This window comes from Alishewanella sp. SMS8, assembly GCF_030737935.1.
GTDB lineage: Bacteria > Pseudomonadota > Gammaproteobacteria > Enterobacterales > Alteromonadaceae > Alishewanella > Alishewanella maricola.
Map to the genome: position 1 here is coordinate 107,932 of NZ_JAPJEA010000002.1, position 13,189 is coordinate 121,120.

Annotated in this window: 10 protein-coding genes and 1 tRNA gene; 5 read left to right on the top strand and 6 right to left on the bottom strand. The window is 45.7% G+C overall.

The annotated features are described in order from the left end of the window. Positions 1-60: 60 nt before the first annotated feature. From glmM to rlmE, 4 genes are all read right to left on the bottom strand, one after another. Positions 61-1,398, bottom strand: coding sequence for a phosphoglucosamine mutase (gene glmM, locus ORJ01_RS08080; protein ID WP_226751278.1), 1,338 nt, complete (start codon positions 1,396-1,398; stop codon positions 61-63). After that, positions 1,395-2,231, bottom strand: coding sequence for a dihydropteroate synthase (folP, locus tag ORJ01_RS08085; RefSeq protein WP_306177609.1), 837 nt, complete (start codon positions 2,229-2,231; stop codon positions 1,395-1,397). The genes glmM and folP overlap by 4 nt, the downstream gene beginning before the upstream one ends. 80 nt (positions 2,232-2,311) lie before the next feature. Beyond that, the gene (gene ftsH, locus ORJ01_RS08090) at positions 2,312-4,240 is read right to left on the bottom strand and encodes an ATP-dependent zinc metalloprotease FtsH (protein ID WP_371930719.1); all 1,929 of its coding nucleotides are present in this window, start codon (positions 4,238-4,240) and stop codon (positions 2,312-2,314) included. 50 nt (positions 4,241-4,290) lie between these two features. Then, on the bottom strand, positions 4,291-4,920 hold the full coding sequence (rlmE, locus tag ORJ01_RS08095) for a 23S rRNA (uridine(2552)-2'-O)-methyltransferase RlmE (protein WP_226751208.1): 630 nt from the start codon (positions 4,918-4,920) through the stop codon (positions 4,291-4,293). Positions 4,921-5,002: 82 nt separating this feature from the next. Between rlmE and yhbY the strand changes: the two genes are divergently transcribed. After that, positions 5,003-5,299, top strand: coding sequence for a ribosome assembly RNA-binding protein YhbY (yhbY, locus tag ORJ01_RS08100; RefSeq protein WP_226751207.1), 297 nt, complete (start codon positions 5,003-5,005; stop codon positions 5,297-5,299). A gap of 3 nt (positions 5,300-5,302) precedes the next feature. On the opposite strand, the gene ORJ01_RS08105 is transcribed toward yhbY, so the two are convergent. Beyond that, the gene (locus ORJ01_RS08105; protein ID WP_306177611.1) at positions 5,303-5,698 is read right to left on the bottom strand and encodes a hypothetical protein; all 396 of its coding nucleotides are present in this window, start codon (positions 5,696-5,698) and stop codon (positions 5,303-5,305) included. A 99-nt stretch (positions 5,699-5,797) separates the two neighbouring features. Between ORJ01_RS08105 and ORJ01_RS08110 the strand changes: the two genes are divergently transcribed. Next, on the top strand, positions 5,798-7,528 hold the full coding sequence (locus ORJ01_RS08110; protein WP_306177612.1) for a DEAD/DEAH box helicase: 1,731 nt from the start codon (positions 5,798-5,800) through the stop codon (positions 7,526-7,528). A gap of 11 nt (positions 7,529-7,539) precedes the next feature. Here the strand turns inward: ORJ01_RS08110 and ORJ01_RS08115 are convergent, their stop codons facing one another. Then, the gene (locus tag ORJ01_RS08115; protein ID WP_306177613.1) at positions 7,540-10,218 is read right to left on the bottom strand and encodes a DUF2339 domain-containing protein; all 2,679 of its coding nucleotides are present in this window, start codon (positions 10,216-10,218) and stop codon (positions 7,540-7,542) included. A 169-nt stretch (positions 10,219-10,387) separates the two neighbouring features. On the opposite strand from ORJ01_RS08115, the gene ORJ01_RS08120 reads away from it, so the two are divergent. The 3 genes from ORJ01_RS08120 (at position 10,388) to ORJ01_RS08130 (ending at position 13,121) form a co-directional block, all read left to right on the top strand. Further along, the gene (locus ORJ01_RS08120; protein WP_226751203.1) at positions 10,388-11,605 is read left to right on the top strand and encodes an FIST signal transduction protein; all 1,218 of its coding nucleotides are present in this window, start codon (positions 10,388-10,390) and stop codon (positions 11,603-11,605) included. Positions 11,606-11,789: 184 nt separating this feature from the next. Further along, a tRNA-Gly gene (locus tag ORJ01_RS08125) sits at positions 11,790-11,863 on the top strand. A 100-nt stretch (positions 11,864-11,963) separates the two neighbouring features. Further along, positions 11,964-13,121: a metalloprotease gene (locus ORJ01_RS08130; RefSeq protein ID WP_306177614.1), complete on the top strand. Its 1,158-nt coding sequence runs from the start codon at positions 11,964-11,966 to the stop codon at positions 13,119-13,121. Positions 13,122-13,189 lie beyond the last annotated feature (68 nt).

Here is a 13,189-nt window from a genome sequence, read left to right on the forward strand (position 1 = left end):
CTGCTTTAGAACAAGCTTTAGCCGCGGCAGCGCGGCTAATTGTCTATTTATTAACTCATCCTAACTGGCAATTTTTACTGCATCAGCAATTTTTTCAGCATATTGACGAACGGTGTCGGCATCTTCACCTTCAACCATCACTCGGATCAATGGCTCGGTACCTGATTTGCGGATCAGCACGCGGCCCTTTCCTGCCAGATCGCGCTCTACTGCAGCAATACATTCTTTTACGTTAACTTTTTCTAATGGCGTAGAACCTTTAGCAAATTTCACGTTGACCAGTACCTGCGGTAACTTGCGCATATCGCTCATTAATTGCGCCAAGCTTTTGCCGCTAGAGAGCATAGCAGTGAGGACTTGAAGTGAGGCAATAATACCATCGCCGGTGCATGTGTAATCAAGATTTAACACATGGCCAGAATTTTCACCGCCAATGCGCCAGTTCTTTTCTCGGAGTAATTCCATAACGTAACGATCACCTACTGCACTGCGCGCAAACGGTATATCTAATTTAGCTAAAGCCAGCTCTAAACCCATATTGCTCATTAAGGTCCCGACTACGCCGCCTTTTAATGTACCGGCTTCTTTCGCAGCACGCGCAATGATATAAACAATCTCATCACCATCAAGCACGCGACCATGTTGATCGACCATCATCACGCGATCACCATCGCCATCATAGGCAATACCCAGATCAGCTTGTTTTTCTAACACGGTTGCGCGTAACAACTCAGTATGTGTTGCGCCGCACTTTTCATTAATATTTAAACCATCTGGCTTACAGCCGATCGCGATAACTTCAGCACCCAGTTCTTTAAAAACCGCAGGCGCAATATGGTAAGTTGCTCCATGAGCACAATCGATGACGATTTTTAACCCACTGAGCGACAAGTTGTTGTTAAGGTGGCTTTTACAGAATTCGATATAACGACCCGCCGCATCATTGATACGCTCTGCTTTACCGAGCTTTTCTGAAGATTCACAAATCATTGGTTGTTCAAGCTCGTGCTCAATCGCCAATTCAATCTCATCCGCCAGTTTCATACCATCAGCGGAGAAAAACTTAATGCCATTATCATAATAAGGATTGTGTGAAGCACTAATCACAATACCGGCTTCGGCTCGGAAAGTACGCGTTAAATAGGCGACGGCAGGTGTGGGCATTGGGCCCAATAAGCGCACATCAATACCGGCGGCAATTAAGCCTGCTTCTAATGCCGTTTCTAATAAATAACCTGAAATACGCGTATCTTTACCGATCAATACTTTGCGTGTACCGCGCTGAGATAATACTCGACCCGCGGCCCAACCCAATTTCATGGCAAATTCAGGGGTAATAGGAAATTCACCAACGCGACCGCGTACACCATCAGTTCCAAAATATTTTCTTGTCATTATTTAACTCCATAACGGGCCGCAGCAGCAACGCGTACTGCTTGCACACTTTCTTTAACATCATGCACACGAATAATTTGTGCGCCAGCATAAGCCGCTAAGCTGGCACATGCAAGACTGCCAGCAAGCCTTTCTGACGTTGGTAACGCTAGTAACTGGCCAATCATACTTTTACGTGACATACCGGCAAGCACCGCATAACCGCTTGCCACAAATTGATCTAATGCGGCTAACAACTGATAATTATGCGCTAAGGTTTTACCAAAACCAAAACCAGGATCGAGCACAATTTGACTCGCAGGAATGCCTGCTTGCTGACATGCCTCTGCTCTGGCCAATAAAAACGCCAGTACTTCAGGTACCAGTTGCTGATATTGTGGATCATGTTGCATGGTACGAGGCGCCCCTTGCATATGCATAATGCAAACGGGAACTTGCAACGCAGCGGCAGTTTCTAGTGCCGCAGGTGCTTGCAAAGCACAGACATCATTAATCATATCGGCGCCAGCGTGAACGGCCGCTGACATCACCTCAGCTTTACTGGTATCAATCGAAATGGCACAATCAAAACGTTGGCGTAAAGCGCTGATTACAGGGATAACTCGCGCTAATTCTTCAGTTAAGCTAACGGCTGCAGCGCCAGGTCGTGTGGACTCACCACCGACATCGAGAATGGTTGCGCCGTCAAGCAACATTTGCTCCGCACTAAATAAGGCTTGATCCAGTACTTGGTGTTTACCACCATCTGAAAATGAATCAGGGGTAATATTTAATATTCCCATGATTTGTGGTCGATCTAAACTAAGAGAACGTTGCCGAGGTAACTGTAACTGCATGTGGCTTACTCCGCTAAAAACAAAACCCCGGACAAGCCGGGGTTGTTATTATAACTGCTTTGCAAAGGCATGTAAGTGACTTAGTGCACGTTGCCTTCAGAGGGTTTATCCGTTGCGGTAGGCGCAGCAGATGACGCTGACTTATCATCATCGCCGCCTTTACTGTCCTTATCACGCGGTTCCCAGTTTTCAGGCTGGCTAACTGCTTTACGCTCCATCAACTCTTTAATCTGACGTGCATCAATGGTTTCATACAACATCAGCGCGTCTTTCATGGCATGTAAAATGTCCATGTTTTCATCTAGCAGCTGTTTTGCCCGATTATAGTTACGATCGATAATGGCTTTGATTTCAGAATCGATAATCGAGGCGGTCTCATCTGACATATTGTTCGATTTGCCCATGCTACGGCCTAAGAATACTTCACCTTCTTCTTCAGCATATAACAACGGCCCTAACTTCTCAGAGAAACCCCATTGTGTCACCATGTTACGAGCAATCGAGGTCGCGTATTTAATATCTTGCGAAGCACCGGTCGATACCGCGTCTAAACCGTAAATCACTTCTTCGGCTAAACGCCCACCATAAGCGACGGAAATTTTACTTTCTAGCTTACGACGGCTGACGCTAATGGCATCTTGCTCTGGTAAAAAGAAGGTCACACCCAAGGCACGGCCACGCGGAATAATCGTCACTTTGTGCACAGGATCATGCTCAGGAACTAAACAACCAATAATAGCATGGCCTGCTTCATGGTATGCCGTCATTTCTTTCTCGGCATCCGTCATCACCATGGAACGGCGCTCTGCACCCATCATAATCTTGTCTTTAGCACGCTCAAACTCTTCCATGCTAACAACTCGGCGATTACCTCGAGCGGCAAATAACGCTGCTTCGTTGACTAAGTTTGCCAAGTCAGCACCTGAAAAACCTGGTGTACCTCGTGCAATAACACTGGCTTTCACATCATCTGCCATCGGTACTTTACGCATGTGTACTTTTAAAATTTGCTCACGACCGCGCACATCGGGTAAACCGACCACAACTTGACGATCGAAACGGCCAGGACGCAGCAACGCTGCATCAAGCACATCGGGACGGTTCGTTGCAGCGATAATAATCACGCCTTCGTTGCCATCAAAACCATCCATTTCGACCAGCATTTGGTTAAGCGTTTGCTCGCGTTCATCGTGACCACCACCTAAACCGGCACCACGCTGACGGCCTACGGCATCAATTTCATCGATGAAGATAATGCAAGGTGCGGCTTTTTTGGCTTGGTCGAACATATCCCGTACCCGAGAAGCACCAACACCCACGAACATTTCAACGAAATCAGAACCAGAAATGGTAAAGAAAGGCACTTTTGCTTCGCCAGCAATCGCTTTTGCTAACAGCGTTTTACCTGTTCCTGGCGGGCCCACCATTAAAATCCCCTTAGGGATCTTACCGCCGAGCTTCTGGAAACGTGAAGGGTCGCGTAGATATTCAACCAACTCTGAAACTTCTTCCTTTGCTTCGTCACAGCCAGCAACATCAGCAAAAGTAGTCTTAATTTGGTCTTCACCCATTAAGCGCGCTTTGCTTTTGCCAAACGACATGGCGCCTTTGCCACCACCGCCTTGCATCTGGCGCATGAAGAAAATCCAGACGCCGATTAACAACAGCATTGGGAACCAAGAGATAAAGATGGTTGCTAACCAACTGGATTCTTCAGGTTTGCTACCCAAAGTGCGCACGTCATTTTTGATTAAATCATCCAGAAGTTTTTCGTCGTAGCCACCAGGGATCACGGTTTCAAAACGTTCACCACTGCGTTTTACACCGGTAATCACACCTGTGCGCTCTACTTTAACTTCACGGATTACTCCCTGATTTACTTCTTTAACGAACTGGGTGTAACTGGTCATGCGATCCGTGTTTTCACTCGGGCCAAAGCTATTGAATACTGACATCAGTACAACAGCGATTACTAACCAGACAATCAGATTTTTTGCCATGTCACTCAAGGTTATAACCTCATCTTTACTCTAAAAATCATTAATACCGGACTACTTTACTAAAGTTTAAAGCCGGTGGCCACGATATATGTCTCGCGTGAACGGGCACGCGACGAATCAGGCTTACGAATTTTCACATTACTAAAGGCGGCGCGTACATCTTTCAGGAATTGCTCAAAACCCTCTCCCTGAAACACTTTGACTACAAAACTGCCATTTTGCTTCAAAACTTTTTGGCACATGTCTAATGCCAACTCAACTAAATAAACAGAACGGGCTTGATCGGTAGTGTCATTGCCACTCATGTTCGGTGCCATATCAGATAATACCACATCTACGGTTTTACCACCGATCCGGCTCAGTAATGCCTCTAAAACAGCTTCCTCTCGAAAATCACCCTGTAAAAAAGCGACCCCGGCCAGCGGATCCATGGGTAAAATATCACAGGCAATGACCGTACCCTCTTTACCCACTAATCCCACCACAAACTGAGACCAACTACCAGGGGCTGAGCCTAAATCTACCACTGTCATACCCGGTTTAACCAATTTGTCTTGTTGCTGGATCTCTTCTAATTTAAACGCAGCACGCGAACGTAAGCCCAGTTTTTGCGCTTTTTGTACAAATTGATCATCAAAATGCTCTTTTAGCCAACGCGATGAACTGGCTGAGCGTTTTTTCTTAGTCATGTTACTACTCTTAAATAGTCTTATGCTGTAGATGGCGCTACAATAGGCATAATTCAAGCTTTTCTACGGACATTCTAACCTTATGAGTTTAACCAATAAACAAAAACAATTTTTAAAAACCAAAGCCCATGATTTAAAACCCGTTATTTTACTAGGCGGTAACGGTTTAACAGAGGGTGTAGTTGCTGAAATTGATAACGCTTTAAACTTTCATGAATTAATTAAAATTAAAGTGCCAGGCGAAGATAGAGAACAAAAAGTGTTGATTATGGATGCGATTGTCAGAGAAACCAACGCTGAAAAAGTTCAGGTTATCGGCAAAATCTTGGTTTTATTCCGCCAGTCGCAAGAAAAAAAGATCCATTTGCCACGCGGTTAAATATTAAAACAGATACCCGGCGGCTCGCAATGACTGCCGGGCTGCGAGTTCATCATCTTTTAATGTACTTACAACATCGGCGGGCTTTACTGCTTGTGTCGCCTTGGCAAACTGCCACATCACCATTGTATTATCAGCGCCAATAGTTTCGACATGCTTTAAATTATTGGCAAAGCACCAAGCCGTGTTTTCATTTAGTAACGAAAAAACTTCGGCTGGAGATATTTCCCACTGCCGAATATCCAATACTACTGCCCAAGGTTTTGCGCTTATTGGCAAAATTAATGAACGCATTTCACGAACGTACTGTTGCGCGATCGCTTTAGTCCAAAAACCGTTGGCGGATACCCACAAGACTCGCTGCTCTATACGTAAGGAAAAGGCGGTATGTTTTGCCATGATAAGGCTCCTACTACTGTACTAATCTGGCGGAAACTTGCTACGAATGGCCATGGCTATGCTAACCTATCGACAATTTAGCTAAGCAACGAACCTACAGTGCAACTCAGAGATTACCAACAACAGGCCGTTAATGCCGCTATTAGCCATTTCCAACAACGTTCGGCCTCAGCGGTATTAGTATTACCAACTGGGGCAGGTAAAAGTATTGTTATTGCCGAGCTAGCTCGTCGTGCCAAAGGACGTGTTCTTATTTTAACGCATGTTAAAGAATTGGTAGCACAAAATGCAGAAAAAGTGGCCGTTTTAACCGCAAAAGCCAGTATTTATGCAGCAGGCCTGCAACAAAAAGATGCTAGCGCGAAAACGGTGGTTGCTAGTGTACAGTCTGCCGTACGTAATTTAGATGCCTTTGCCAGCGCTTTTTCATTAGTGATTATTGATGAGTGCCATCGCGTTAGCCTGAGCACCGACAGCCAATACCAACAACTATTAAGCCAACTGAAACAACACAATCCCGAGATAAAGTTGTTGGGACTTACCGCAACCCCATTTCGGTTGGGCAGTGGCTGGATCTATCGGCAACATTATCATGGCCGGGTCGGGAATACACTTAACCCCACGTTTGAATATTGTATTTTTGACTTACCGCTAAGGCCCTTAATTAAACAAGGTTACCTAACAACGCCACGTTTATATGATGGCTTAAGTGCACAATACGATTTTAGCTCGCTAAAACCCAAAGCTGAAGGCGATTACACTGAAACAGAAGTGAACTCTATCTTAGGAAAAAGTGGTCGGGCAACCGCACTGATCATGCAACAATTAATCACTTTGGCGACGCAACGCCAAGGCATCATTGTTTTTGCGGCTACGGTAAAACATGCCAACGAAATTATGCAGTTACTCAGTCAGCAAAACGCTGCCATCCTGACCGCGGAAACACCCACAGTTGAACGCGATCAATTGATTGACGCCTTTAAGGATCGACAAATCAAGTTTCTGGTAAATGTGGCGGTATTAACAACGGGCTTTGACGCCCCCCATGTTGATTTAATAGCTATTTTACGCCCAACCGCCTCTGTCAGTTTATTTCAACAAATGGTGGGCCGAGGTTTACGCATCGCCGCAGGCAAAACAGAATGTTTAATTATTGATTATGCCGCAAATGGTTATGATTTATTTAGCCCTGAAGTGGGGCAAGCAAAACCAAACAGTAAATCGGTACCGGTGCAAGTACTCTGCCCTGAATGTGGCTTTGCTAATATTTTCTGGGGGTTAACCGACCAAGATGGCGACATTATTGAGCATTACGGCAGGCGTTGTCAGGGCTTAATCGAGGATACGGCTCAACAATGTCAGTATCGTTATCGGAGCCGCAATTGCCCAGAGTGTGGCGCCGAGAATGACATCGCCGCACGCAGCTGTCAGCAATGTGAGTCGGTGTTAGTTGATCCCGATAAACGATTACGCGAAGTGTTAAACCAGCAGCATCATCACCTTTTTCGCTGCCATAACATGCAGCTATCCGATGATAACGACGATTTAAAGGTAAGTTATTACGATATCGAAGGTAACCCGTTTTATCGTTGGTTTAAGTTACAAAGCCCGGCTCAACGCCGTGCGCTTTACGCCTTGTTTATTAAACCGCACAGCAAAGCGCCCGGGACACCTTTACCCACCATTAAAACAGCCGCGCAACTGGTGGCTTTGGCTGAGCGGTTTCGGCCGCCGCAGCTGATATTATTACAAAAACAGAAACATAGCTGGCAGCATGTCGAAAGCTATTTTGATTACCAGGGGCGCTATCAGCAGTTCACTGAACAGTAACGCTCTTTTTCTTATTCTGTGGCATGGGCTTGCCGATCAAGCATTTTTTGCTGCAAGCGCTGAAACATAGCACTTAACAACACTAAACTTAACCCTAACCCCATAAATGATGCCGCACGGAATAAACCTTGCAGCTCATTTAAATCAAACACAAATACTTTAATGACCACTGCACTGAGCAATAAGAACCCCACTTTACGCAGCATGCCCCAAACACGCCATTGCGACAGCACAATTAGCCCCGCCGCCGTTAACAACAACACTAAAGAATAACTATAATGCTCTGCGTTACTGGTGGCTAAACCTAAGGTAATTTGTGACCCTTGCCAAAACTGCCGTACCGAACTCAGTAGGTACAACAGCAAACCGGCCGCAGCCACATAATAGCCAGTAGGTCGATAACGCTGCGGCAGCGGCATGTTAGCTAAACCCGCTGCACACAAGGCAGGCACGGCCCACAATATGAATAGCCAATTCAGTAGCGGCCACTGCCCTACGTCTTGTGCACTTAGCAAGGGGTTATAATTTACGTTTAAGGTCAGTTGCGTAAATAACACCAGCACCACTAAACAGCCTGCGGCAAAACGATATAAAGTTTGCATGCTCGCGGCCCGATAACTGCGCCACTGATAGACCCAAGCTAAAATAGACCAATTAGCGCTGTGTAACGCTAAACTGTAAAAATCTATAACAGAAAAATCAAGCGCCCCCGGATGCAACCCTAATTGCGTTTGCACCGTGACGAATAACGCCGTTAACTGCAAGCAAGCCCCTTCGAGCCAACCACGCAAGCTGCTATGCCGCCATAACCAGGTTGCAAGGCCAAAACTCGCTAACACCAGCGGATAGACGATCAATGACCAGTGCAAGCCCAGAATACTGATGCCTTCATAACTGCCCAACAATGGGGCTGAAGTAAGACGTAATAAGACAAAGGCGACCATCCCCTTGATCAGCCAAGACGGGATAGGAAAACGTTGTTTAACGCTTAATTGTGTAATGAAAACTAACTGTAACGCCATAGCTACCGTGAAAGCAGCTGCCGACAGGTATAAGCTAAAACACCAACTTAACGCGAGGTTAGCGCCAGCCGCATGAATAAAAGCCAACGCTTTGCTTGCTGACTGTTTCGCTAGAATACTTTGAAGGATCACTAACAATGCGCCGTATAGCATCCAACCTAATTGAATTAACGGTTGCAGTGTATTCGGCACTAATTGATAAGATACGGCCAGAAATAGTATCGGTGCGACCGCTAAAAAAGCCGCCCAATGTTGTCTTGCTGGCAGTAGCACGCTAACAAAGGCCGCAGGTATTGTCAGCAGCAACACCCATGACTGCCAATTAAAGAGTATGCCGTCCGTCCAGCTAAAGTTGTCAGCATTAAGTGCAGGCCCCAGTAATAGCCAAACCAATGCCAGCAGCGCCGCCGCCCATAACCACAGCTCAGAGCGATTTTCACTCAAGGCTGCCGCATATAAAACACTGACTAACAACACACAAGACCACAGATGGCTGTAACTACTAAACTGCAGTTGCAGCAACACTGCAAAGGCTAGTAACACGACGCCAAGATAGTGTTCGCGCAATAGCGGCCACCATTGCCGCATCGGTAACACCGCTTTTTGCCAGCGTAACGGCCAGCCTAAGCGAGGTAAGGCAACCATACCAATAAAGCTAAGTAATAAGGCAGCCCACAGCACGGTGATGTTGTTTGCGCCAGCTTGTGTAATTGCCAACAATAACCAGCCACAATGTGCCACAACCGTTATTAACCATAACCAAAAACGTTGTACCCTGCGTTCAACCAATAACGACGACGTTGTAATTAAGGCAATGTATAACAACAGTGCTAACCAATTATTGCCACCCGGTGACACTAAAATTGGTACTGCGTATCCCCCAACAATGCCGATCACTGCTAAGATAGGCCCTTGTCGTAAAGAAAACCAAGACGCGCAAAGCGCGACTAGAGCCAGTAAAGCAAACGCCAGTGTTGGGCTGATCAACTGATAAAAATGCTGAGCCATCAATAGCACAGCATACAAGGTCACAAAGCCTGCGCTAGCTAATGCCGCAGGAATGTAGTTTTCTAAAACCTGACTTAACTGTTTTTTCTGATGCAGCCACTCACTTACCACTAAGAGTAACAGGCCTAAACTAATACCACTGAACACGCGTAACTCTGGAGAAAACCAACCCGCATCTAACGAATGCCGAACTAAAAAAATACCGCCAAATGCTAAAGCCACCCCACCCAACCAAACCATGCCGCGATCAATAAACTGCCGCTCTAACCAACTTAGCCATTGGCTTGCCTCTGCTTTGGGTTTAACCGGCTCTGTCGGCTCTGCATGTTGCTTACTGATAGCAACGAACGCTGCCGGAGAAACAGTTGTTGTTGCCGTGTTAGGCTCTACCATTTGTGCTGCTATGACGTTATCTGTTAGGGGGTTTGCTGGGGCAGCAGAAGATGGCAGTGAAGCGTCGACCTTAGAGGCATTAGCATTAACAGCAGCCCCCTCTGAGCGGGTATGTAGGTGTTTTGACTCTGCTTGCAATTGCTGTATACGCTGTTGCAGCACTCTCATTTGAGCTTCTAAGCCGCTAAGCCGAACTAAAGCGATAAAGCCACAAAAGGTGCCAACAATTACGGAAAGCACCAATATTACCGCCAACAATTCAAACATAGCTCAGACCATCAACACATTTTTACTTAGCATAAGGGAGTTTCGCCGAATTACCAATATATCATTACTAATGATACAATCTATTTACAGAAATATTCTATACTGAACAGTGAGCTAGCTTTTCATCACTTACGTAATAATGAAAGTTTTGTAACAAAAGGATTAGACTATGTTCGCAGGGATTGCGTTCTCTCAGACCAATGCGGCTTTTGCCGCAGGTCAACAACTTGCTCGTCAAGCTATTGCTCAAACTGGCCGTTCTTCTGCACAGCTTCTACTGCTGTTCTGCACAGCAAAAACTGATTATCAACGCTTATTAGATGGCGCCCGATTAGTCTGCGGCACAGATACCATCATCTTGGGAGGTTCAGCTGCAGGTATTATCAGCCACGATCAGATTATGATTGAAGGAGCTCCCGCTGCTGCATTAGCAATAGTATCGGATAACGACAATATTACATTTAGCCGTGCTTGCTCAGAGCTGATCGCCCAGAACCCGTTTTTAGCTGGGCAACAGTTAGGGGCGAAACTGCAACAAGTGGTATCACCTGCTCTCCTCCTGTTATTTTTTGATTCAGTGCGTTACGCCGGTAATTTGCAAAACCCAGCCATATTAAATGCTTCACGTCCAATACTTAAAGGCCTCTATAACACTTTACCCATAAAGGTCCCTATTGCAGGCGCCGGCTTACTCGCCGATCAAGAATTTAGCCCCACTAAATTGTTTTACGATGCACAAGTGCAAAGCCAGCTCGCGACAGCTTTACTGATAAGCGGCCATGTTAAACCCTATATCAGCAATATGCATGGGTGTTCACCGCTCAGTGCTGAGCGTTTTACCATTACCAAGATTTTTGAACAATTTCTTTATCAATTAAACGATGAGCCCGTTACCCAAGTTATCGATCGGGTAACCGGTAGCTCACATTGGCGTAAGCAAACACCGGTGACCGAACTAGCCTTAGGCTTTAATGGCGCAACTTCTTGCAAGCCAGATGACAGTTCTTCTTATGTTACACGCCTCATCAATGGCATACTGCCAAATGATGAAGGGATAATATTATTTGAACCAGATTTTCGTGAAGGCATGCAAATTCAGATTATGCAGCGCGATCCACAGCATATTGTTGCGCAAACCGCTAAACAAACTCGTGCCTTGCTCAAGCAAATCAAACAAGACCAACACACTCCTATTGTAGCCCTGTATTTTGATTGCGCTGGGCGCATAGCCACCCCTCAAGAAGCGCGCGAACTGCAGCAACAGTTAACCGCAGCAAAGATCCCTTTACTGGGTATTTACACCGGCGTTGAAATCGCGCCTATCGGTAATAAAAGCCGTAGCCTAGATTGGAGTGGTGTGCTCGTGATTTTAACAACACCGAATTAAGGCGGGTAGACAGGTGAGTCACTTAGATGGAGCAGGCTAAGCACTTAATTTAAGCGTCTTTTCGCAGCTAAAGTACGTCTTTTTTGGTGGGTTGCAACGGCCATCGATGCAGCAGCCGACGAGGTAAAACACACTTTATAGCAGTTGACTTCAGGTCTTAGCAGTTATAATTTAACAACAGAGCGCGGGTGTAGTTCAATGGTAGAATGAGACCTTCCCAAGGTTTAGACACGGGTTCGATTCCCGCCACCCGCTCCACGCCTTGCTCACTGAGCGATATTTTTAACCAAGCCAGCCTGACTTTTCTACCCCTCGCTGCTAAACTGCGCATATTAATTACCATTTTTTAACATTAAATATGCAAACGCTATTTGAATTCTGCCATGACCAAGACCATTATCTGATCAAAGGAAATAACTTTGGTAAAGAGCAAGTCTGGCGCAATGGTGTTCTTGTCTCTGAAGGGCGAGCGTTATTAAGTCATAGCTACGATCACCGTTTTTTGTGCCCTAAACATGGCCCAGTGCGCTTGCACTTCAAGCTAGTCATACGAAATAACCAGGTGCATTACTGGCTAAAAACACCTGAAACATTATTGTGCGAAGGTGAAACGGTCGCTAGGCCACCTGCATGGCTGCACAAGTTAGAAAGCAAACTTTCATCCGCTGAAAAAGTATCCGCACAAGCTGAGCAAACGTCAGCGCTTAACGAGCAGATTGAAGTGCAACAATCAACCACCCCTTCTTTGCTAAAAAAAGGGTTTAAACCCTTTTTCGTTATCGGTTTAGTGTTAGTTAAGCTGTCAAAAAGTGCGGGAGCGATAAAGGCTGCTTTAGCAGGCACATCCCTAGCAGGCTGGGCTTGGTTATTTAATCTCGAAGTTGCTTTAGGCTTGATTGCCGCACTCATTATTCACGAATATGGCCATGTTTACGCCATGAAGCGCTCCGGCCTTAAGGTTAAAGGGGTCTATTTACTGCCTTTTGTTGGTGGAGTTGCGTTAAGTGAACGCACAACCAGCCGTTGGCAAGACTTTAAGATTGCCATTGCCGGCCCGGCTTTTGGTACCTTAGGTGCCGTTATCGCCTACGTGCTTTGGCTTGAAACGCAACATACCGCCTTAGCATTATTTGCTACCATCAGTTTATTACTTAACCTATTTAACTTATTGCCCATAGTGCCATTAGATGGGGGGCGCGTCATCCAGGCGGCTGTCTATAGCCGTAACGGAAAAGCAGCCAAACTAGCGTTATTATTTTTTACTGGCAGTTTGTCATTCGCCGCATGGTACTTTGGTTTTTATCTTTTAATGCTGTTTGGCCTACTCGGTACGCTGGATTTATGGTTTGAAGCAGATGAACAAGCAAAAAACGTTTTACCTATGAGTAATACAGGCATATTAATAACCATTGTCAGTTATCTATGTTTATTAGCTGTGTTACTGTGGCTATCAACCATCATGGCAGATAGCGGGATCCCAGGAACAAATTTACCCCTGATTTTTATTTCCAGCTAAATACCACAACCCCATCTGGAACGCGGTAAGACACGTTATCGCGTTTATTAAAAAATAATTAAATTAAT